Source organism: Duganella sp. LjRoot269 (genome assembly GCF_964254095.1).
GTDB classification, from domain to species: Bacteria; Pseudomonadota; Gammaproteobacteria; order Burkholderiales; family Burkholderiaceae_D; genus Rugamonas; species Rugamonas hordei.
In genome coordinates this window covers 2278072-2300912 of sequence record NZ_CAXUSL020000001.1, presented here as the reverse complement: position 1 = coordinate 2300912, position 22841 = coordinate 2278072, and the positions used below count along the sequence as shown (strand labels likewise).

Annotated in this window: 16 protein-coding genes, 2 tRNA genes and 3 rRNA genes; 13 read left to right on the top strand and 8 right to left on the bottom strand. The window is 60.0% G+C overall.

Translation table 11 applies throughout. The features are described 5' to 3' along the window. Nucleotides 1-74: 74 nt before the first annotated feature. Both asnB and ACSQ3S_RS10200 read left to right on the top strand, forming a co-directional pair. Nucleotides 75-1964, top strand: a complete 1890-nt coding sequence (gene asnB / locus ACSQ3S_RS10205) for an asparagine synthase (glutamine-hydrolyzing) (RefSeq protein WP_436142294.1) — start codon at nt 75-77, stop codon at nt 1962-1964. Continuing rightward, entirely contained in the window at nt 1961-3130 is a 1170-nt protein-coding gene (locus tag ACSQ3S_RS10200; RefSeq protein WP_436142293.1) for a glycosyltransferase family 4 protein, read from the top strand. The genes asnB and ACSQ3S_RS10200 overlap by 4 nt, the downstream gene beginning before the upstream one ends. Before the next feature lie 49 nt (nt 3131-3179). Here ACSQ3S_RS10200 and rrf read toward each other — a convergent pair. The 5 genes from rrf to ACSQ3S_RS10175 all read right to left on the bottom strand — a co-directional run bounded on the left by rrf (nt 3180) and on the right by ACSQ3S_RS10175 (nt 8303). Beyond that, nucleotides 3180-3292, bottom strand: a 5S ribosomal RNA gene (rrf, locus tag ACSQ3S_RS10195). A gap of 130 nt (nt 3293-3422) precedes the next feature. Continuing rightward, nucleotides 3423-6297: ribosomal RNA gene (locus tag ACSQ3S_RS10190) — 23S ribosomal RNA — on the bottom strand. A gap of 222 nt (nt 6298-6519) precedes the next feature. Continuing rightward, nucleotides 6520-6595 (bottom strand) — tRNA-Ala (locus ACSQ3S_RS10185). A 24-nt stretch (nt 6596-6619) separates the two neighbouring features. After that, nucleotides 6620-6696: transfer RNA gene (locus ACSQ3S_RS10180), tRNA-Ile, on the bottom strand. A 78-nt stretch (nt 6697-6774) separates the two neighbouring features. Continuing rightward, nucleotides 6775-8303 (bottom strand): 16S ribosomal RNA (locus ACSQ3S_RS10175). Together the 16S, 23S and 5S rRNA genes with 2 tRNA genes alongside form the textbook arrangement of a ribosomal RNA operon. Nucleotides 8304-8750: 447 nt before the next feature. On the opposite strand from ACSQ3S_RS10175, the gene ACSQ3S_RS10170 reads away from it, so the two are divergent. From ACSQ3S_RS10170 to ACSQ3S_RS10160, 3 genes are all read left to right on the top strand, one after another. Further along, the gene (locus ACSQ3S_RS10170; protein WP_353404319.1) at nt 8751-10082 is read left to right on the top strand and encodes a sensor histidine kinase; all 1332 of its coding nucleotides are present in this window, start codon (nt 8751-8753) and stop codon (nt 10080-10082) included. A gap of 69 nt (nt 10083-10151) precedes the next feature. Next, entirely contained in the window at nt 10152-10913 is a 762-nt protein-coding gene (locus tag ACSQ3S_RS10165) for a LytR/AlgR family response regulator transcription factor (RefSeq protein ID WP_176655218.1), read from the top strand. Between the two features lie 118 nt (nt 10914-11031). After that, a complete protein-coding gene (locus ACSQ3S_RS10160; RefSeq protein WP_176655217.1) occupies nt 11032-12186 on the top strand; it encodes a PAS domain-containing sensor histidine kinase in 1155 nt (384 codons plus the stop codon). A 6-nt stretch (nt 12187-12192) separates the two neighbouring features. Here ACSQ3S_RS10160 and ACSQ3S_RS10155 read toward each other — a convergent pair whose 3' ends face one another. The 3 genes from ACSQ3S_RS10155 to ACSQ3S_RS10145 form a co-directional block, all read right to left on the bottom strand. After that, nucleotides 12193-13260, bottom strand: a complete 1068-nt coding sequence (locus tag ACSQ3S_RS10155) for a porin (RefSeq protein WP_176655244.1) — start codon at nt 13258-13260, stop codon at nt 12193-12195. A 196-nt stretch (nt 13261-13456) separates the two neighbouring features. Further along, nucleotides 13457-14110: a class I SAM-dependent methyltransferase gene (locus ACSQ3S_RS10150; protein ID WP_436142292.1), complete on the bottom strand. Its 654-nt coding sequence runs from the start codon at nt 14108-14110 to the stop codon at nt 13457-13459. Nucleotides 14111-14127: 17 nt separating this feature from the next. Beyond that, nucleotides 14128-15069, bottom strand: a complete 942-nt coding sequence (locus tag ACSQ3S_RS10145; RefSeq protein ID WP_176655215.1) for a CysB family HTH-type transcriptional regulator — start codon at nt 15067-15069, stop codon at nt 14128-14130. A gap of 153 nt (nt 15070-15222) precedes the next feature. Between ACSQ3S_RS10145 and ACSQ3S_RS10140 the strand changes: the two genes are divergently transcribed. From ACSQ3S_RS10140 to ACSQ3S_RS10105, 8 genes are read left to right on the top strand one after another with little or no spacing between them, the layout of a single operon-like run. Continuing rightward, complete coding sequence (locus ACSQ3S_RS10140) at nt 15223-16917, top strand: nitrite/sulfite reductase (protein ID WP_353404317.1); 1695 nt, start codon at nt 15223-15225, stop codon at nt 16915-16917. Next, the gene (locus ACSQ3S_RS10135; protein WP_436142291.1) at nt 16910-17503 is read left to right on the top strand and encodes a DUF934 domain-containing protein; all 594 of its coding nucleotides are present in this window, start codon (nt 16910-16912) and stop codon (nt 17501-17503) included. The genes ACSQ3S_RS10140 and ACSQ3S_RS10135 overlap by 8 nt, the downstream gene beginning before the upstream one ends. A gap of 11 nt (nt 17504-17514) precedes the next feature. Next, the gene (locus ACSQ3S_RS10130) at nt 17515-18231 is read left to right on the top strand and encodes a phosphoadenylyl-sulfate reductase (protein WP_176655212.1); all 717 of its coding nucleotides are present in this window, start codon (nt 17515-17517) and stop codon (nt 18229-18231) included. A gap of 27 nt (nt 18232-18258) precedes the next feature. Continuing rightward, nucleotides 18259-19188: a sulfate adenylyltransferase subunit CysD gene (gene cysD / locus ACSQ3S_RS10125; RefSeq protein WP_176655211.1), complete on the top strand. Its 930-nt coding sequence runs from the start codon at nt 18259-18261 to the stop codon at nt 19186-19188. Next, the gene (locus ACSQ3S_RS10120) at nt 19188-20507 is read left to right on the top strand and encodes a sulfate adenylyltransferase subunit 1 (protein WP_353404314.1); all 1320 of its coding nucleotides are present in this window, start codon (nt 19188-19190) and stop codon (nt 20505-20507) included. The genes cysD and ACSQ3S_RS10120 overlap by 1 nt, the downstream gene beginning before the upstream one ends. Before the next feature lie 18 nt (nt 20508-20525). After that, on the top strand, nt 20526-21287 hold the full coding sequence (gene cobA / locus ACSQ3S_RS10115) for a uroporphyrinogen-III C-methyltransferase (RefSeq protein WP_413447853.1): 762 nt from the start codon (nt 20526-20528) through the stop codon (nt 21285-21287). Nucleotides 21288-21336: 49 nt separating this feature from the next. Continuing rightward, on the top strand, nt 21337-22068 hold the full coding sequence (locus ACSQ3S_RS10110; protein ID WP_436142290.1) for a hypothetical protein: 732 nt from the start codon (nt 21337-21339) through the stop codon (nt 22066-22068). Further along, nucleotides 22068-22841 (top strand): glutaminyl-peptide cyclotransferase, encoded by a 774-nt coding sequence (locus tag ACSQ3S_RS10105; RefSeq protein WP_413447854.1) that lies wholly within the window; start codon nt 22068-22070, stop codon nt 22839-22841. The genes ACSQ3S_RS10110 and ACSQ3S_RS10105 overlap by 1 nt, the downstream gene beginning before the upstream one ends.

Below are 22841 nucleotides of genomic sequence, written 5' to 3'. Positions count from 1 at the left end.
TGATCGATATCGCCTTCCACGTATTTTGATCCGCTACGATCCGAAGGACCAATCACGAATCGGGACGCTCAATCATGTGCGGCATTTGGGGACTGATCAGCCAGGATGAAGCCGAAAGCAGGCGCGCCGCCTTAGCCGCCGCCTTCCGTTTCATCGACCGGCGCGGGCCGGACGCGCGTGGCGACCAGCAGTTCGCGTTCGGCGGCCACCACGTGCAACTGGCTCACACCCGACTGGCGATCATCGAACTCTCGGCTCTGGGGGCACAGCCGATGGCCGACGCCGGCAGCGGCTGGTGGATCGTCTTCAACGGAGAAATCTATAACTACCGCGAAATCCGCGAGGAACTCCGTAGCGCAGGGCATTCATTTGCTGGCGGCAGCGATACCGAGGTGCTGCTGCGCGCCTGGGCCGTATGGGGCACGGATGCGCTGCGCCGCTTCAACGGCATGTTCGTCTTCGCCGCCTTTAACCACCGAAGCGGCGAACTGTGGCTGGTGCGCGATCGCTTCGGCGTCAAGCCACTGCTTTGGGGCTGGCGCGCGGACGGCGCGCTGACCTTTGGCTCGTCGGCGGCTGGCGTGGCCGAACAAGTGGGCGCCGAGATCGACACCGCCTATTGCGCCCGCGGCGTGCGCTACAAGGCTTACGAAACCGCGCAATCGGGTTCATCGTTCAAGCAGGTCAAGTCGGTGCCGGCCGGTTGCTGGGTCAAGTTCCAGCTATCCGCCGAGCGCATCGACGTAAGCGAAGGGAAATGGTACTGCCTGACCACGGCGGTAGCCGCGCGGCGCGCCGCCCTGGCCTGCCTCGGCGATTCCGCACTGATGGACGAATGCCGTGCCTGCTTCGACAGCGCAGTGAGCCTCAGGTTGCGCAGCGACGTGCCGCTGGCCGTATCGCTCAGCGGCGGCCTCGACTCGACGGCGATCGCCTGCGCCACGCGGCGCCAGGTGACGCAGCTGCGGGCGTTTTCCTTCGGCTCGCCCGCCGCCCCCACGTCCGAAGGCCCGGCCACCCGCATCATGTCGCACACTGCCGGCATCGACGTCAGCTTCGTCTGGCCACGCTGGAGCAGCCGCGAACTGTGCGACATGCTTGAAACCACGATGGCCTTTCAGGAGGCGCCGTTTTCCGGCCTCAGCCCGATCGCGCAAAACGCCGTCTTCCGTGACACCAGCGCGGCCGGGTTCAAGGTGCTGCTCGGCGGCCAGGGCAGCGACGAGATTTTTGCCGGTTACCGCAAATTTATGCCGATCGCCTTGCGCGCGGCGCTGGTGGCGCGCGACCCGGAAGGCGCGCTGCGCCTGCTCTACTCGCTGGCCCTGATGCTGGTGCACGAAGCCGGACAGGCGCGCATGTATATGCAAAATCTCGCCCGCTACAATGGCAAGGGCAAGGCGTTCAGCCTGCTCGCCTGGGAGGCGGACACGCAAAACCTGTGGGGCGAATCCGATCTGTCGCTGTCCGATCGCCAGATCGCCGATATCCAGCAGTGGAGCCTGCCCACCTTGCTGCGTTACGAGGACCGCAACTCCATGGGCTATGGCGTCGAGAGTCGCCTGCCCTTCCTCGATTACCGGCTGGTCGAATTTGCGCTGGCACTGCCAGCCCGGCTCAAGATCGCCAATGGCTTTGGCAAGTGGGCCTTGCGCCACATCACCAGCGACCTGGTTCCTGACCCGATACGGCTGAACCGGAAAAAACGCGGCTTCGACGTGACCCAGGACTGGATCGCGCAGGGCCTCGGCGCCAGCCTGCGCGCGCGCATCTTCGACCATCGGACAGCCTTGGGCGGCGCACTGAAATCGGGTGCGCAGCTCGACGCGCTGCTGTCCGATGCAGCGTTGTCGCAATCGCCGGATCTGCTCGACGAAGCCTTGCTGCTGGCCTGGCTCGTCAAGCCGACGCGGACACCGGCGGTGATGCCCCCGCAAGCATCCCGGCAGGAGGCATGGACATGAGCAAAGTCTGTCACTTCTCATCCGTACATCGCGGGCTGGACATACGCATCTATCGCAAGGAATGCGTGTCGCTGGCGCGCGCCGGCCATGAGGTCCATCTGGTCATCGATGCCACCGCGGCCGAGGTTGCGGAAGCGGCTGCCGCAGGCGTCACGCTGCATCGACTGGCGGCGGCCAACGGCGGCGGGCGGGTACGGCGCATGCTGCTTCAGGCCTGGCGCACTTACAGGATCGCCAAGGAACTCGATGCCCAGATTTACCATATTCACGATCCCGAGCTGATCCCCTACGGCGTGCTGCTGGCCAGACAGGGCAAGCAGGTCATCCTCGACCTGCATGAGGATCTGAGCGCCGACATCCAATCCAAGCAATGGATTCCTCTGCCACTGCGCCATGCCATCGGCGCGGTGGCGCGCAGCGTCGAACACTTTGCGGCGCGGCGCTGTGCCGCCGTCGTCGGGGCCACGCCGTATATCGGGGCATTGTTCGAACACAGCGCCAAGCGCGTGACGGTGATTCATAACTACCCGATGGTCGGCGAATTGGCTACCGCACCCGCCGTCGCGCACAGCGCGCGCGACAGTGTCTGCTATGTGGGTGCGATCAATGAAATGCGCGGCATCCGGCAAATTATCCAGGCGCTCGACATGTCCTCCTGCAAACTGCTGCTGGCGGGACGATTCGACTCCGCCGCCCTGCGCGACGAGCTTGCGGCGTATCCGGGCTGGCGCCAAGTGGAGGAATGCGGTTTCGTCGGCCGGACGGACGTGGCAGACATCATGGCGCGCAGCTTTTGCGGCCTGGTCACCCTGCGTGCCGAGCCGAACTTTATGAACGCGCTGCCGATCAAATTGTTCGAATACATGTCGGCAGGTTTGCCGGTGATCGCCTCCGACTTTCCGCTGTGGCGCAGTATTGTCGAAGCGGCTGATTGCGGCTTGTGCGTCGATCCGGATCGGCCGGGTGAGATTGCACGCGCGATCAACTTCTTGCAGTCCAATATGGCGCTGGCGAAAAAGATGGGTGCCAACGGCAGGCGTGCCATCGAAAGCAAATACCGCTGGGATCACGAAGAAACCAGCTTGCTGGCGCTGTACCGCGAGATATCGCAAGATGCACTCGAACGGAGGCAGCTTTCAAATGAAAAAAAACCCCACCTGCACTGAACGCGATCTTGAACGCGTTCAGGCTGATGGGGGTTTTTAGGTATAACTAGCCTGACGATAACCTACTTTCACACTGGTTGCAGCACTATCATCGGCGCAGAGTTGTTTCACGGTCCTGTTCGGGATGGGAAGGGGTGGGACCAACTTGCTATGGTCATCAGGCATTGACTTGTACGAGCCGCGTTCTTGTGAACGTTGCCCAGAATCTGGAATCGGTAAGTAATTAGGTAATGAAGTTGTATCAACGAACGTTCCAACGTACTTCTCATTCACCATAACCTGCTAAGGTTATAGGGACAAGCCGTACGGGCAATTAGTATCAGTTAGCTTAATGCATTACTGCACTTCCACACCTGACCTATCAACGTCCTGGTCTCGAACGACCCTTCAAAGAGCTCAAGGCTCTGGGAAATCTCATCTTAAGGCAAGTTTCCCGCTTAGATGCTTTCAGCGGTTATCTCTTCCAGACTTAGCTACCCGGCAATGCCACTGGCGTGACAACCGGTACACCAGAGGTCTGTCCACTCCGGTCCTCTCGTACTAGGAGCAGCCCCCTTCAAATTTCCAACGCCCACGGCAGATAGGGACCAAACTGTCTCACGACGTTTTAAACCCAGCTCACGTACCACTTTAAATGGCGAACAGCCATACCCTTGGGACCGGCTACAGCCCCAGGATGTGATGAGCCGACATCGAGGTGCCAAACTCCCCCGTCGATATGAACTCTTGGGAGGAATCAGCCTGTTATCCCCAGAGTACCTTTTATCCGTTGAGCGATGGCCCTTCCATACAGAACCACCGGATCACTATGTCCTACTTTCGTACCTGCTCGACTTGTCAGTCTCGCAGTTAAGCACGCTTATGCCATTGCACTATTAGCACGATGTCCGACCGTACCTAGCGTACCTTCGAACTCCTCCGTTACACTTTAGGAGGAGACCGCCCCAGTCAAACTGCCTACCATGCACTGTCCCCGATCCGGATAACGGACCAAGGTTAGAACCTCAAACAAACCAGGGTGGTATTTCAAGGTTGGCTCCACGAGAACTGGCGTCCCCGCTTCAAAGCCTCCCACCTATCCTACACAGATTGGTTCAAAGTCCAATGCAAAGCTACAGTAAAGGTTCATGGGGTCTTTCCGTCTAGCCGCGGGTAGATTGCATCATCACAAACACTTCAACTTCGCTGAGTCTCGGGAGGAGACAGTGTGGCCATCGTTACGCCATTCGTGCAGGTCGGAACTTACCCGACAAGGAATTTCGCTACCTTAGGACCGTTATAGTTACGGCCGCCGTTTACTGGGACTTCAATCAAGAGCTTGCACCCCATCATTTAATCTTCCAGCACCGGGCAGGCGTCACACCCTATACGTCCACTTTCGTGTTTGCAGAGTGCTGTGTTTTTATTAAACAGTCGCAGCCACCAGTTTATTGCAACCCGTTCACCCTTCTGGCGCAAGCCAGTCAAGCTACAAGGGCGTACCTTTTCCCGAAGTTACGGTACCAATTTGCCGAGTTCCTTCTCCCGAGTTCTCTCAAGCGCCTTAGAATACTCATCTCGCCCACCTGTGTCGGTTTGCGGTACGGTCTCGTATGACTGAAGCTTAGAGGCTTTTCTTGGAACCACTTCCGATTGCTTCAGCACCTAAGTGCCTCGTCCCAGTCCCTTGAATTCCGCGCCCGGATTTGCCTAAGCGCCTTCTATGAACCAGAAACTGCCTATTCCAACAGGCAGACAACCTTCCGCGATCCGTCCCCCCATCGCATCATACGACGGTGCAGGAATATTAACCTGCTTCCCATCAGCTACGCATCTCTGCCTCGCCTTAGGGGCCGACTCACCCTGCTCCGATGAACGTTGAACAGGAAACCTTGGGCTTACGGCGTGGGGGCTTTTCACCCCCATTATCGCTACTCATGTCAGCATTCGCACTTCTGATACCTCCAGCATCCTTTACAAGACACCTTCGCAGGCTTACAGAACGCTCTCCTACCATATCTATTGCTAGATATCCGCAGCTTCGGTGACTGGCTTAGCCCCGTTACATCTTCCGCGCAGGACGACTCGATCAGTGAGCTATTACGCTTTCTTTAAATGATGGCTGCTTCTAAGCCAACATCCTGACTGTTTTAGCCTTCCCACTTCGTTTTCCACTTAGCCAATCTTTGGGACCTTAGCTGGCGGTCTGGGTTGTTTCCCTCTTGACGCCGGACGTTAGCACCCGACGTCTGTCTCCCAAGCTCGCACTCATCGGTATTCGGAGTTTGCAATGGTTTGGTAAGTCGCGATGACCCCCTAGCCATAACAGTGCTCTACCCCCGATGGTGATACTTGAGGCACTACCTAAATAGTTTTCGGAGAGAACCAGCTATTTCCAAGTTTGTTTAGCCTTTCACCCCTACCCACAGCTCATCCCCTAATTTTTCAACATTAGTGGGTTCGGACCTCCAGTGCGTGTTACCGCACCTTCATCCTGGCCATGAGTAGATCACTTGGTTTCGGGTCTACACCCAGCGACTATCGCCCTGTTCGGACTCGATTTCTCTACGGCTTCCCTATATGGTTAACCTTGCCACTGAATGTAAGTCGCTGACCCATTATACAAAAGGTACGCAGTCACGGAACAAGTCCGCTCCTACTGTTTGTATGCACACGGTTTCAGGATCTATTTCACTCCCCTCCCGGGGTTCTTTTCGCCTTTCCCTCACGGTACTGGTTCACTATCGGTCGATTACGAGTATTTAGCCTTGGAGGATGGTCCCCCCATATTCAGACAGGATTTCTCGTGTCCCGCCCTACTTGTCGCACGCTTAGTTCCACACATCGCATTTCGAATACGGGGCTATCACCCGCTATGGCTCCTATTTCCAGAGGATTCTTCTATGCGTCATGCTAAAACGTGCAGGCTCTTCCCATTTCGCTCGCCACTACTTTGGGAATCTCGGTTGATTTATTTTCCTGCAGCTACTTAGATGTTTCAGTTCGCCGCGTTCGCCTTGCATGCCTATGTATTCAGTATGCAATACCCATAAAGGGTGGGTTTCCCCATTCGGAAATCTGCGGATCAAAGCTTGTTTGCTAGCTCCCCGCAGCTTATCGCAAGCTACTACGTCCTTCATCGCCTGTAATCGCCAAGGCATCCACCATGTGCACTTATTCACTTGTCCCTATAACGTTAGCCCCTTGCGACTAAACAAAGGAGCGGTTATAGAAATAAGAAGTACTACGTTGTTGCGTTTGTTGATACATACAATCATTACCCATCGTATCCGCCTGTCGGCGAACACGATCAATAAAAATTTACTTACTTCTTCCAGATTGTTAAAGAACGTACAGCACTTGATCTCTAAAAGATCAAATCTAAAGGCTTACCCTTACATTTGAACTCTTGGTGGAGGATGACGGGATCGAACCGACGACCCCCTGCTTGCAAAGCAGGTGCTCTCCCAGCTGAGCTAATCCCCCTGAGATTTACTACAAGGCAGAAACTGGTAGGGCTGGTTGGACTCGAACCAACGACCCCCGCGTTATCAACACGGTGCTCTAACCAGCTGAGCTACAGCCCCAAATGCTGTTCTTTAATATTGACAGTCGATAAGTGTGAACGCTTGATGAGTAGTCATTGCTGACCAGTGCTACTCTAGAAAGGAGGTGATCCAGCCGCACCTTCCGATACGGCTACCTTGTTACGACTTCACCCCAGTCACGAATCCTACCGTGGTAAGCGCCCTCCTTGCGGTTAAGCTACCTACTTCTGGTAAAACCCGCTCCCATGGTGTGACGGGCGGTGTGTACAAGACCCGGGAACGTATTCACCGCGACATGCTGATCCGCGATTACTAGCGATTCCAACTTCATGCAGTCGAGTTGCAGACTACAATCCGGACTACGATACACTTTCTGGGATTAGCTCCCCCTCGCGGGTTGGCGGCCCTCTGTATGTACCATTGTATGACGTGTGAAGCCCTACCCATAAGGGCCATGAGGACTTGACGTCATCCCCACCTTCCTCCGGTTTGTCACCGGCAGTCTCATTAGAGTGCCCTTTCGTAGCAACTAATGACAAGGGTTGCGCTCGTTGCGGGACTTAACCCAACATCTCACGACACGAGCTGACGACAGCCATGCAGCACCTGTGTACTGGTTCTCTTTCGAGCACTCCTCAATCTCTCAAGGATTCCAGCCATGTCAAGGGTAGGTAAGGTTTTTCGCGTTGCATCGAATTAATCCACATCATCCACCGCTTGTGCGGGTCCCCGTCAATTCCTTTGAGTTTTAATCTTGCGACCGTACTCCCCAGGCGGTCTACTTCACGCGTTAGCTGCGTTACCAAGTCAATTAAGACCCGACAACTAGTAGACATCGTTTAGGGCGTGGACTACCAGGGTATCTAATCCTGTTTGCTCCCCACGCTTTCGTGCATGAGCGTCAGTTTTGACCCAGGGGGCTGCCTTCGCCATCGGTGTTCCTCCACATATCTACGCATTTCACTGCTACACGTGGAATTCTACCCCCCTCTGCCAAACTCTAGCCTTGCAGTCTCCATCGCCATTCCCAGGTTGAGCCCGGGGATTTCACGACAGACTTACAAAACCGCCTGCGCACGCTTTACGCCCAGTAATTCCGATTAACGCTTGCACCCTACGTATTACCGCGGCTGCTGGCACGTAGTTAGCCGGTGCTTATTCTTCAGGTACCGTCATTAGCCACCTGTATTAGAGGTAGCCGTTTCTTCCCTGACAAAAGAGCTTTACAACCCGAAGGCCTTCTTCACTCACGCGGCATTGCTGGATCAGGCTTGCGCCCATTGTCCAAAATTCCCCACTGCTGCCTCCCGTAGGAGTCTGGACCGTGTCTCAGTTCCAGTGTGGCTGGTCGTCCTCTCAGACCAGCTACTGATCGATGCCTTGGTGGGCCTTTACCCCACCAACTAGCTAATCAGATATCGGCCGCTCCAGGAGCATGAGGTCTTGCGATCCCCCACTTTCATCCTTAGATCGTATGCGGTATTAGCGTAACTTTCGCTACGTTATCCCCCACTCCAGGGTACGTTCCGATATATTACTCACCCGTTCGCCACTCGCCGCCAGGTTGCCCCGCGCTGCCGTTCGACTTGCATGTGTAAGGCATGCCGCCAGCGTTCAATCTGAGCCAGGATCAAACTCTTCAGTTTAATCTCTGTTACTTTGACACTTTCGTGTCACCAGCATTTCTGCTGGGTCGCTCACTCAAAATACTGACAGGCCACTATTTTCATAGCGCCTATTTCATTACTTCTTGTGAACATTTGATATTTTTTAAGTTTCACGAAACCCGAAGGTCTCGTGTGCACTTCCATCAAACGTCCACACTTATCGACTGTTAATTTTTAAAGAACTTTGTTTGGTACTGCTTGCTTACGAATCGTTTTGTTCGCAGCAGAGAAATGAGATTATGGGGGACATCGCGAATATCGTCAACCCCTCCCCTTCACTTATTTTCTGTTCCCCATCTTGTGCCGTCCACTCCGCGTTTCTTGCAGACTGTCGCAATAGCATGGCGTGCGCTGACGCTAATCAGTACAGTTGCATCATCAAAAAACTCGTTACACTTGCTTCGTACTCAAGAGTGAAAGTCTTACATGTTTCCTATGCCTAAAACGCAAGACACCCTGAAAACCGCCGGCGCCTGGCTGCACCGCGGCTTCGATACGACCGCGACCTGGGTTACCCAGCTGTCGTGGTGGAAATTCCTGGTGTTTGCGGTGCTGACGCTGATTGCCGGCTCCATCCTGCAGGACGAGTTGTTCTCATCCAACTCGGACGAGGAAGTCATCGTCAAAAAAGACAAACCGGGGAAACGCAAAAATGGCGACACCAATATATTGATCGATGACAGCGGCATCCATTTCAATCCACGCGGCAAGCTGCGCAACAAGGATGCCGACAAGACCGACAAGAGCGAAAAATCCGACTCCAGCAGCGATGACAACGGCGAAGCCCCGGTCGCGCCGGTGGCTCCACCGGCCGAAGTGGCACCGGCCGCGCCGGCCGCGCCTCCGGCCAAGGGCGCCAAGCCTGCGGCGCCAGCCGTCCCCGCCCTGCCGACGCTGCCTGGCGAAGAAGTCCACATCGACCTGCCGCCGCAAATCGGTGAGGAACTGTCGAACGCGATTGAAGAGGCCGTCGACGACGCAGCCGAGCAGAAGGTCACCCGCTACCACCGCCAAGCCTCCACCTGGTTCAAGAGCTTCGTCTCGCTGCTGGTGCTCGCGCTGTTCGGCACCAAGGCGCTGATGGGCGGCAAAAAACGCGCCGAAGCGGAAACGCTGACCGCCAACGCCGCCGTCGAACGCGAATCCATGCAGCGCCAGCTGAGCGAGGCCAAGATGCAGATGATGCAGGCCCAGGTCGAGCCCCACTTCCTGTTCAACACGCTGGCCTCGGTCGAACACCTGATCGAAACCGATCCGCCGCGCGCCTCCGCCATGCAGCGCAGCCTGATCAAATACCTGCGCGCGGTGCTGCCGCAAATGCGCGACAACGCGCTGATCACCAACCTCGGCCGCGAAGCCGACATGGTGCTGGCCTACCTGAACCTGCTGAAAATGCGCATGGAAGAACGCCTGACCGTCGATTTCGACATCCCGGACGGCCTGCGCACCGCCGCCTTCCCGCCGATGATGCTGCAATCGATGGTGGAAAACGCCATCAAGCACGGCCTCGAAGCCAAGCCGGAGGGCGGCACGCTGAAAGTGCGCGCCGACGTCGCCCACAACAAGCTGCGCGTGATCGTCACCGACAACGGCCTCGGCTTCGGCGCGGTGCCCAGCGACGGCACCGGCCTGGGGCTGATGACCATCCGCGAGCGCCTGAAACTGCTGCACGGCGACCAGGGCCAACTGCTGATCGCGGCCAACAGCCCAAGCGGCGTTATCGCAACGATCGAAGTGCCGTATCAGCTGTCCAAATAAGATAGATTGATTATTACAGCGATTCGTTGAATAATTGATTGAATAATTAACATTGCAGAACACACCCACATGCCTACAGCAATCATTGCCGACGACGAACGTTTGATGCGCGACCAACTGCGTATGCGCCTGGGCCAGGTTTGGCCCGAGCTGGAAATCATCGGCGAAGCCAAGAACGGCGACGAAGCGATCGAACTGGTCGACCAGATGAAGCCGGACTTCACCTTCCTCGACATCCGCATGCCGGGCAAGACCGGCATGGAAGCAGCCACCGTCATCGGCGCCAAGAGCCACATCGTGTTCGTCACCGCCTACGATGCCTACGCGGTGGAAGCCTTCGAGCGCGGCGCCGTCGACTACGTGCTGAAACCGCCCGAGCAGGAGCGGCTGCAGATCACCGTCGACCGTCTGAAGACCCGCCTGAGCAAGCCGGCCGCCGACGTCAACGCGAGCGTGACGGCGATGCTGTCGCAACTGGCCGAGAAGATCACCGCGCCCAAGCCGCAATACCTGCAATGGATACAGGCCAGCATCGGCCAGGACCTGCGCATGATACCGGTCGAGGAAATCCTGTTCTTCCGCTCCGACGAAAAATACACCTGCGTGCAGACCGAGCGCTACGAAGCGCTGATCCGCAAGCCGGTGCGCGACCTGGCCGAGGAGCTCGATCCGGCGCTGTTCTGGCAAATCCACCGCGCCACGCTGGTCAACGTCAACGCCATCGAAGGCGTGACGCGCGATATCCGCGGCCGCCACTTGGTCATGATCAAGGGCAAGCCGGACAAGCTGGAAGTCAGCCGCAGTTTCCTGCACCTGTTCAAGCAGATGTAATCCGAAGTCGAGTCGAAAATGCAAACGCCACAGGGCGTTTGCGTCATATCAAGCCCCTCCCCCGCGCTTGCTTTAGTGTGTGACCACGCGGTCTCCCGGCCGTATGGAGACGCGCATTATGGGCCGCACCCGATCGTTGCTATTGCTTACCGGCCTCGTTGCACTGGCCACCCGCCTGTCGTGGCGCATGGGCTGGCAATGCGCGCGCGATGCGGCCGCGCACAAGCGCAGCCGCGGCATCATCCAGCACGCCAGCGACGCCATCATCTCCACCGATGAAACCCAGCACATCCTGCAGGCCAACCCATCGGCCGCCGCCATGTTCGGCACCACCGTGCAGGCGATGGAAGGCTCGCCGCTGCATCGCTACATTCCGCGCGACCAGCGCGCCACCAGCGAGCCGAACGCCGTCCACTATTTTGGCGCCACCGGCATCCGGCTGCGCATGAAGGGCCGCCGCGCCAGCGACTACGCGGTGACCGGCCAGAAGGCCAGCGGCCAGCACTTTCCGCTGGAAGGCTCGATCTCCTCGCTAAGGGAAGACGGCCACCAGATCTACACCATCATCCTGCGCGACATTACCGAACGCAAGCAGGTGCAGGAGCAGCTGGAGCAATCGTATTCGCAGCTGCGCGAGCTGTCGGCGGCGCTGCAGACAATACGGGAAGAGGAGCGCAAGCACATCGCCCGCGAGCTGCATGACGATCTCGGCCAGCTGCTGGCGACCCTGCGCGTCGACCTGGCGCTGCTGCAGCAGCAGCACGGCAGCGACACGGCGCGCAAGCTGCAGGCCGGCATGGACGAGCTGCTGATGTCGGCCATCACGTCGCTGCGCCGCATCGCCAGCAACCTGCGGCCGCGCGCGCTCGATGAGGGAGGATTGTATTTTGCGCTGGAAAGCCTGCGCCAGGAATTCGTCTCGCGCTACGGCATCGCCTGCAAGCTGGACGCGAACGAAGAGGATTTGATACTGGACGACGCCTACAGCACGGCCATCTTCCGCATTGCGCAGGAAGCGCTGACCAACATCACCCGCCACGCGGAAGCGCGCAGCGTCGTGCTGTCGCTATACCGCACCGATTCAATGCTGCAGATTACGATACATGACGACGGCCGCGGCATCGCCGAAAAGGACATGGACAAGGCCTCGTCCTTCGGCCTGATCGGCATGCGCGAACGCGTCTGGGCGCTGCATGGCGACATCTCCATCGTCAGCGACAACGGCACGCGGATCATGATCCGCCTGCCGCTGCCTCAGGAAAGCCTCGCCTGAACCAGCTTAGAACGAGTGACGGATGCCTGCGTTGAAGGCTTTGTCGCCGGAACCAGCTTCGTTGTTGTTACCAACGGTATAGCCGGCGCCGTTCTTGTTCTTGATCTTGGCGTATGCGACGTACATGTTGGTACGCTTGGACATGGCGTACGAGTAGCCCAGCGCCCACTGGTCGGCGTCCTGGTTGTTGACGGTCTTGTCGTTCTTGCGGATGTACGAAGCCATGATGGTGCCGTTAGGTGCAACCGGCACTTGCACGCCGATCAGCAGATCGTTGCTGTCCAGGCTGGCCTTGGGAGCAACGGTGTAGCCGTAGGCGTTAGCCACTGGCAGAGCCGCGCTGTTCACGCCTTTGTCCGCGCCATAAGCGAAGTAAGCCTTAACAACCTGGAAGTCGTAGTTGATCGCGAACAGGGTGTTGCGGCCGGTGTCCTGCAGCTTGGCGGGAGTGGCGCCGACGGCAGCGGTGTCGTTGTTGCGGTTGTTGTACACCAGGCGGGCGTTCAGCGGGCCCTGGCCATACAGCAGACCGAAGCCGAACTGGCGGCCGGCGGTGGTGCTGCCAGCCTGCTCGCCCAGCGAGTACAGGCCTTCGGCGCTGAAACCTTCATACGACGGGGTGGCGTAGACGATGGCGTTGCTGGTGCGGGTGTTCGCGCCGGCGGCTGGGAACAAGTTCTTGATGCTGCCTGCGTAGCCGGCGCCGAATGGGTCGGCGACCTGGCTCATGGCGTTGTACAGCATGGTGTATTGACGACCGAGGGTCAGGGTGCCGGCTTCTTTCGATTTCAGGCCGACGAACGACTGGCGGTTGAACAGGGCGCTGTTGGTGTTGTCGAGCGAGCCGTCGTCCACTTTCAGGCCGGTTTCCAGGGTGAAGATGGCCGACAGGCCGTTGCCCAGGTCTTCGGTACCGCGGAAGCCCAGACGCGACTGGCTGCCGATGCCGCTGGTGACTTTGGTCACGGAGCCGGCAGCGCCGCCGCGCTCGCTTACGATACCTGCATCGACCAGGCCGTAGATCGTGACGTTCGATTGAGCTTGGGCTTGGGCTGCGAAACCGCCGATGATCATTGCTACCAGAGTAAGTTTTTTCACTTGATGTTCTCTACTTGAGGTTGGAAGAAATACTGCATGTAATGAATCTACGGGCGGAATCATGCCTATCAATTACTTCAACAATGTGACATTGGCCATTTGTTGTAAATCAGCATCAGAATGAAAAAAAGCCGCAGGACGCGGCTTTTCGTGAATTGGCTTGCTCGCCTGCTTACTTGAGCCGGCAGCTCAGCAGGTAGTAATACTCCAGCCGCTCGACACGGATCTGCCGCGCCGACGCCCCAAAGCGCTTGCGCAGCGTGCTGTCGGTCAGGTAGTTCTTCATCACTTCATAGCGCTGGCCATCATCGGCCGTCAGGATCTGGAAGGTATTGCCTTCCATGTCAGTACGGGCGAACACCATGCTGTTGCCATCCACATAAGTTTCGTCGATCAGCACCAGCAGCACGTCCTTGCCCAGCTTGGCGCGCAGCGTCTTCAAATACTTTTCCTGGTCCTCCCGCTTGACGTGCGACCACAGGCCGGCGGCAAACACGGCGGTGTACTGGCCTTCCAGGCCGTCCGGCAGGTTGAACGCGTCCATCACGCCGAAGGTGACGACGTCCTCGTCCAGGCCGCGCGTTTCCGCCAACGCTATCATTTCTGGCAACAAGTCGGTGGCGTGCACCGATTCGGCCACTTCGGCGATCAAATCGGTCCAGTAAGCGGTGCCGCAGGCCAGTTCCAGCACCTTGTGTCCCTGGAACAGTTCGGCGACCATTTCCTGCAGGTCATCCAGGTCGTCGAAGCGCTCTTCCTGCGCATAGACCTGGTCGTAATTGTCGGCGTTGACGGCATAAAATTGTGCCAACTGGTTGGTGATCATGGTATTACTTTCTAATTTTACAATTCGTAGTGCTCTTTTTCACCGCTCATGGCCTGTTCGATCAACTTGCGGTTGAGCGTGGGGGCCAGCAGTTCAATAAAGGTGTAGATATAGCTGCGCAGGTAGGCGCCCTGCTTGACCGCCACCCGCGACACGTTCATGCCGAACAGGTGGCCCACCGGAATGGCGCGCAGGTTCTTGTCGCGCTCGGAGTCAAACGCCATGCCCGCTATGATACCAATCCCCATGCCCAACTCCACATAAGTCTTGATCACGTCGGCGTCGATGGCTTCCAGCAGCACGTCCAGCTTCAGGCCGCGCAGCGAAAACGCGTGGTCTATCTTGCTGCGGCCGGCGAAGGCGCTATCGTACGTGATGATGGGGAAAGCGGCAATTTCTTCCAGCGTGACCTGCCGCGATTTCAGCAGCGGATGGTCCGGCGCCACCACCACCACGTGTTCCCATTGATAACATGGCAAGGTGATCAAACCGCTGATGCCGGCGATCGATTCGGTGGCGATGGCCAGGTCGGCCTGGTCGCGCTGGACCATTTCGGCGATCTGCTGCGGATTTCCTTGCAATAAAGATAAGCGCACCTTGGGAAACTTCAGCATGAAGGCCTGCACCACCCTGGGCAGCGTGTAGCGCGCCTGCGTGTGTGTGGTGGCGATGGTAAAGCTGCCGCTGTCCTGCGCCGCGTATTCCTTGCCGATGCGCTTGAGGCTGTCGATTTCCTGCATAATGAGCTCCACCGACTCCAGCACCAGGCGTCCCGGCTCGGTCAGGCCGCGTATCCGCTTGCCGTGGCGGGTGAAGATGTCGACGCCCAGCTCCTCCTCCAGCTCGATAATCGCCTTGGACACGCCCGGCTGCGAGGTAAACAGCGCCTTGGCGGCGTCGGTCAAATTGTAGTTCTGGCGTACTGCCTCGCGCACAAAGCGCAGCTGGTGAAGGTTCATTGCTAGTCGTGGCCCGTCATAAATTATTAGCGTCCATGCTTATGCCCAATCCTTATATAAGCAAATAAAGACTAAGTCGTATGGAATAAAGACGAAGTTTATTACTATTAGCGCTAGTTTGGGGATTCTAGCAAGCGACTATCTAGGAAGAATATGTATCAATACGACCAATACGACCATCTCATCGTGCGTGAGCGCATCGCCCAGTACCGGGACCAGGTGCGCCGCCGCCTGTCCGATGAGCTGACCGAAGCCGAATTCCTGCCGCTGCGCCTGCAAAATGGCTTATATATGCAGCGGCACGCCTACATGCTGCGCATCGCCGTGCCTTACGGCCTGCTGGCATCGAAACAAATGCGCATGTTTGCCCACATTGCCCGCAAGTACGACCGCGGCTATGGCCACTTCACCACCCGCCAGAACATCCAGTTCAACTGGATCGAGCTGGAGCAGACGCCGGACATCCTGACCGACCTGGCCTCGGTCGAGATGCACGCCATCCAGACCTCGGGCAACTGCATCCGCAACACCACCTCCGATCCGTACGCCGGCGTGGCCGCCGACGAGATCATCGATCCGCGTCCGTACGCCGAGGTGCTGCGCCAGTGGTCGACCTTCCACCCGGAATTCATCGCCCTGCCGCGTAAATTCAAGGTCGCCATCAATGGCGCCGTCGAAGACCGCGCCGCCATCGCCGTGCACGACATCGGCCTGACCGTGGTGCGCAACGACGCCGGCGAGATCGGCTTCAAGTTCATGGCCGGCGGCGGCATGGGTCGCACCCCTATCCTGGGCAGCGTGATCCGCGACTTCCTGCCATGGCAGCACCTGCTGACCTACACCGAAGCCGTGATGCGCGTCTACAACCAGTACGGCCGCCGCGACAACAAGTACAAGGCCCGCATCAAGATCCTGCTGAAAGCCATCGGCGTCGAGGAATTCACGCGCCAGGTGGAAGAGGAATGGGCGGACCTGAAGGACGGCCCTGAAACGCTGACCGTCGAAGAGATGCAGCGCGTGATCGACTACTTCCAGCCACCCGCCTACAAGCAGCTGGACGACGGCGACGTCACCGCGGCCCAGGCCGGCAACAAGGCTTTCGCCAACTGGGTCAACCGCAACGTCAAGCCGCACAAGCAGCCGGGCTACGCGGCGGTCGTGCTGTCGCTGAAGAAAACCGGCGTGCCGCCGGGCGACGCCACCGCAGGGCAGATGGACTTCATGGCCGACCTGGCCGACCGCTACAGCTTCGGCGAACTGCGCGTCACGCACGAGCAGAACATCGTGCTGGCCGACGTCGAGCAGTCGCTGTTGTTCACGCTGTGGCAGGAAGTCAAGGCGCACGGCCTGGCCACGCCGAACATCGGCCTGCTGACCGACATGATCTGCTGCCCCGGCGGCGACTTCTGCTCGCTGGCCAACGCCAAGTCGCTGCCGATCGCCGCCGCCATCGCCGAGCGCTTCGACAACATCGACTTCCAGCACGACATCGGCGAGATCGAGCTGAATATCTCCGGCTGCATCAACGCCTGCGGCCACCACCACGTCGGCAGCATCGGCGTGCTGGGCGTCGACAAGGACGGCAGCGAATGGTATCAGGTGTCGATCGGCGGCTCGCAAGGCAACAACGCCGCCATCGGCAAGATCATCGGACCGTCGTTCTCCGCGCTGCAAATGCCGGAAGTGATAGACCGCCTGCTGCAGGTCTATGTGCGCGAGCGCTATGAAGACGAATCGTTCGCCGCCTGCGCGCAGCGCCTGGGCATCGCGCCGTTCAAGGAACATGTGTACGCCACGCCGATCACCGAAAAAGGTGGCCGCCTGGTAGGAGAGGATGAATATGTCTGAAGCCGTGAAAAACCTGATCATCAAGGGCCGTGAAGTCGTCGAGGACGACTGGCAGGTGCTGCGCCTGGCCGAGCCGGTTGAGGGCGCACCCAAGCACGACCCGGCCACCGTATCCGTCCCCGAAGGCAAATTCATCGTGCCGCTGAGCCTGTGGCTGGTACAGCGCGAGCTGCTGGCCGCGCGCGCCGCCGCCGGTGGGATCGGTGTCTGGATCGCCCCGGACGAGCGTCCGGAAACGCTGAAGGACGATCTGGCCAAGCTGGCCGTGGTGGCCGTCGACTTCCCGAAATTCACCGACGGCCGCGGCTACTCGATCGCCTACAACCTGCGCACCCGCCTGGGCTGGACCGGCGAACTGCGCGCCATCGGCGACGTGCTGCGCGACCAGTTGTTCTCGATGCAGCGCGTCGGCTTCAACGCCTACGCCACGCGCCCGGACCGCAGCATCCATGACGCGCTGAAAGGCCTGTCCGATTTCTCGGAAACCTACCAGGCATCGGTGGACCAGAAAGTGCCGCTGTTCCGCCGCCACGCCCGCAATGTCGGCGTCGGCGCCGGCGCAAACAACGACGGCTACGGCATCTGACAGGAGCAACAATGAGTGACCTGAGCAAGCTGATTGCGGACACCAGCGCCACGCTGGCCCGCATCGCCAGCGAACATAGCCCGGCCGTCTTCGCCTCCAGCCTGGCGGCGGAAGACATGGTATTGACCGACCTGATCCTGAAATCCAAACTGGATATCGGCATCTTCTCGCTTGAAACCGGCCGCCTGCACAAGGAAACGCTGGCGATGGTGGACAAGGTGAAGGAGCACTACGGCTACGACATCGCGCTGTACAAGCCGCAGCCCGAAGCGGTCGACGCCTATGTCGCGCAGAACGGCCTGAACGCCTTCTACGACAGCGTCGAGATGCGCAAGGAATGCTGCCGCATCCGCAAGGTCGAGCCGCTGGGCCGCGCCCTGGCCGGCAACAAGTCCTGGGTCACCGGCCAGCGCCGCGCGCAATCGGCCACCCGCACCTCGCTGATGGTGGAGGAAGACGATCCGGCGCACTTCATGACCAAGTTCAATCCGCTGGCCGACTGGTCGGAGGAAGACGTCTGGAACTACATCCGCGACAACGGCGTGCCTTACAATGCACTGCATGACCAAGGCTATCCGTCGATCGGCTGCGAGCCGTGCACCCGCGCCATCGAGCCGGGCGAAGATGTCCGCGCCGGCCGCTGGTGGTGGGAGAATCCGGAATCGAAAGAGTGCGGCCTGCACATGGTTGACGGCAAACTGATACGCATTAAATCCGTGGCGGCGTAAGCCCCCCTCAAAAGAATAGGCTAGTCCATGAACGCTTTAGTTGAAAACAACGTGCACGTAAATTCGCGCCATCTCGACGCCCTGGAATCGGAAGCGATCCACATCATGCGCGAAGTGGCGGCCGAGTGCAGCAACCCCGCGTTGCTGTTCTCCGGCGGTAAAGACTCGGTGGTGCTGCTGCGCATCGCGGAGAAGGCTTTCCGCCCCGGCAAATTTCCCTTCCCGCTGGTGCACGTCGATACCGGCCATAACTTCGCCGAAGTGATCACCTTCCGCGACAAGCGCGTGGCCGAACTGGGCGAGCGCCTGATCGTCGGCTCGGTCGAAGACTCGATCAAGAAAGGCACCGTGCGCCTGCGCAATCCGCAGACCGATTCGCGCAACGCCGCGCAGGCGGTCACGCTGCTCGAAACCATCGCCGCCCACGGCTTCGACGCCTGCATCGGCGGCGCCCGCCGCGACGAAGAGAAGGCCCGCGCCAAGGAGCGTATCTTCTCCTTCCGCGACGAATTCGGCCAATGGGATCCGAAGTCGCAGCGCCCGGAACTGTGGGACCTGTATAACACCCGCGTCCATCCGGGCGAGAACATGCGCGTGTTCCCGATCTCGAACTGGACCGAACTCGATGTGTGGCAGTACATCGCCCGCGAAAAACTGGAACTGCCGCCGATCTACTTCGCGCACGAACGCAAGGTCATTCCGCGCAACGGCCTGCTGGTGCCGCTGACCGACCTGACGCCGGCGCGCGAAGGCGAAACCGTCGAAACGCAAGTGGTGCGCTTCCGCACCGTCGGCGACATCTCCTGCACCTGCCCCGTGTCCTCGGACGCGGCGACGGTCGATCAGATCATCGCCGAAACCGCGATCACGCAGATCACCGAACGCGGCGCCACCCGGATGGACGACCAAACCTCCGAAGCCTCGATGGAAAAACGCAAAAAAGCAGGATACTTCTGATGAACGCTCGCAACGACAACACCACTGAACAACTGACCGAACGCGGCCTGCTGCGCTTCATCACCGCCGGTTCCGTCGACGACGGCAAATCCACGCTGATCGGCCGCCTGCTGTTCGACAGCAAAGGCATCTTCGCCGACCAGCTGGACGCCATGTCGCGCTCCAAGCACAAGCGCACCGTCGGCGACGCCGTCGACCTGTCGCTGCTGACCGACGGCCTGGAAGCCGAACGCGAACAAGGCATCACCATCGACGTGGCCTACCGCTACTTCGCCACCCCCAAGCGTAAGTTCATCATCGCCGACACGCCGGGCCACGAGCAGTACACCCGCAACATGGTCACCGGCGCCTCGACCGCCGATGCCGTCATCATCCTGATCGACGTCTCGAAAGTGAAGCTGCGCGAGGACGGCGGCGTGGACCTGCTGATCCAGACCAAGCGCCACTCGACCATCGCCCACCTGCTGCAGATCGAGCATATCGTCGTCGCCGTCAACAAGATGGACCTGGTGAACTACGACCAGGCGACCTACGACCGCATCATCAAGGCCTACCGCGAGTTCGCCGGCACGCTGGGCCTGAAGGACATCACGCCGATTCCGCTGTCCGCGCTGACCGGCGACAACGTCGTCGACAAGAGCGAGAAGCTGAGCTGGTACAAGGGCCCGACCTTGATCGAGCTGCTCGAATCGCTGTCCGTGTACGACGAATCGCACAACGCGCCGTTCCGCTTCCCGGTACAGCTGGTGGCGCGCCACAACGGTCACGAAGCCAACGACTTCCGCGGCTACATGGGCCGCATCGAAGCCGGCAAGGTCTCCGTCGGCGACAAGCTGGTGGTGCAGCCGTCCGGCCAGAGCGCGACCGTCAAGGACATCGTCACGCTGGAAGGCTCGCATCAATCGGCGGTGGTGGGCCAGTCGGTCACGCTGCTGCTGAACGAATACCTGGACATCTCGCGCGGCGACCTGCTGGCCGGCGCCGCCCAGCCGGCGACCTTGCTGAAGACGCTGAAGGCCGACGTCTGCTGGATGTCCGACGAGCCGCTGGACCAGCGCCGCAAGTACTGGATCAAGCACGGCACCAAGCAGACTTCGGCCAAGATCACCGGCATCGATTCGCTGTTGGACATCAACACCCAGCAGCGCCACGCCGCCGACGGCCTGAAACTGAACGACATCGCCCGCATCGGCCTGACCGTGCAGCAGCCGCTGGCCGCCGACGCCTACGCCGACATCCGCGCGACCGGCGCCTTCATCCTGATCGACGAAGTCACGCACCAGACCGTGGCGGCGGGCATGATCCGTCTCGGCGAGTAACAGCAAGAGGAAACAGCGATGGCAACTCACGGAAAAGTCTACCTGATCGGCGCCGGCCCCGGCGCCCAGGACCTGATGACACTGCGCGGTGCGCGCCTGCTGGCGCAAGCCGACGTAGTGCTGCACGACGCGCTGGTGACCGACGAGATGCTGGAGCTGTGCCCTCAAGCCGAGAAAATCCTGGTCGGCAAACGCTGCGGCCAGCTGTCGACCGCGCAGCAGTTCATCAACAAGCAGATGATCGACAACGCCAGGAAGTTCCCGCTGGTGGTGCGCCTCAAGGGCGGCGATCCGATGCTGTTCGGCCGCGCCGACGAAGAACTGCGCGCGCTGGAGGAAGCCGGCATCGAGGTGGAAGTCGTCCCCGGCATCACCACCGCGCTGGCCGCCGCCGCCACCAGCAAACAGCCGCTGACCAAGCGCGGCGTGGCGCGCAGCGTGGCGTTCTTCACCTCCTCCACCGCGCCGGAACACGCCGGTCACGACGCCATTCCGGACACCGACACGCTGGTGCAGTACATGGGCGGCCGCGAAGCCATCGCCACGGCCGAGCGCCTGCTGGCGCATGGCCGCCGGCCGGACACGCCGGTGGTCGTCATCGAAAACGTCAGCCGCGCCGACCAGCATATCCGCCGCATGACCATCGCCACGCTGGCGCAGGGTCTGGGCGCGGCCCACGGCCCGGTGCTGGTGATGCTGGGCGACGCCATGCAGCCACGCGCGCATCAAACCGACGACGCGCAAGCCCCCCTCCCCGGCCAGCAACAACTGAGAGCCTGACCCGGCGCTTTCCGTAATAGAATGTCCGTTCACTCTCATCGAGGATGCAATGGACTCTGTTCACGAAGTGCTGGAGCGCGCCTGGAGCGCCCATTCCGAAGGCGACTTCGAACCCGCGCTGCGGGACTACATCTGGCTGTTTGACGCCACCGCCGCCAGCGACGACGCGGCGCTGCGCCTCTCCTACGTCCTCAGCGCCTGGGCCAAGCTGGCCGAGGAATACCTGCCGGCCCGCCATGCGCTGGTCCGCGCCCGCGACACCGCCAGCGAACGCCTGCTGGGCACTGTCGCCGCCGGCGACAAGACGGCGCTGTTCAACGACATCCGCGCCATCAACGACAAGCTGGGCGACCTGCAAAACACCTACCAGCTGTTCCTGCGCCTGCCCGAGGACCTCGCGCAGCAATGCGCCCGCGCGGCCCTTCCCTCGCTGATGGCCTGCGGCGACTTCGCGCTGGCGCGCCGCTTCCTGCCCGATCCGCAGCGCCATCTGGCGGAGGCCGCGGCGCATCTCGATGCCAGCGTCCAGGGCCTGGACCTGCTGACCGGCGCCGGCATGGCCGACCTGCTGGCCGAAGTTTTCAACTACAGCGCCGAACTCGCACTGGTACTGGACTTGCTGGCCGGCTGCGGCGATACTGCTGCGGCGGAAGCGGCGCGTGCACAGGCGGCGTCGCTGGTGCGGTCGGCGGAAGCGCGCGCCTGCGTCGAGGCGGAACTGGCCGCCCCCGGCGCAACGCTGGACGCCATGGTCGAACTACAAAATTCGGTGACTGAATAGTGAAAAAGAACTACGCAAAGGCCTTGCTGATCCTGGCCCTGCTGCCGGCAAGCGTGCTGGCGGCGATTCCGACCTACGATTTCAAGGTCGTCAACACCTACCCGCACGATCCGCAAGCCTTCACCGAGGGCCTGCTGTACCGCGACGGCTTCCTGTATGAGAGCACGGGCCTGAACGGCAAATCGTCGATCCGCAAGGTGAGCCTGGAAACCGGCAAGGTCCTGCAAAGCAAGGACATCCCGCCGCAGTACTTCGGCGAAGGCCTGACGGTGTGGAACGACACGCTGGTCGGCCTGACCTGGCAAACCCAGACCGGCTTCGTGTTCGACCTGAAGACCTTCGAGCTGCGCAACCAGTTCGCCTACCCCGGCGAAGGCTGGGGCCTGACGCAGAACGGCAAGGAGCTGATCATGAGCGACGGCACAGCTACGCTGCGCTTCCTCGATCCGAAAACCTTCCTCGAAGTGCGGCGCGTCAAGGTGACGGCGGACGGCATCGCGGTCGACCAGGTCAACGAACTGGAAGTGGTGGGCGACGAGATCTACGCCAACCTGTGGCACACCAACACCATCGCGCGCATCGACCCGGCCAACGGCAAGATCACCGGCTGGATCGACCTGGGCAAGCTCTATCCTGCCGCCGGCAAGGGACCGACCGGCGAAAACGTCATGAACGGCATCGCTTACGACGCCGAGAAGAAACGCCTGTTCGTCACCGGCAAGCTGTGGCCGAAGGTATACGAAATCAAGTTGGTGCCGCGCGGCGGACGATGA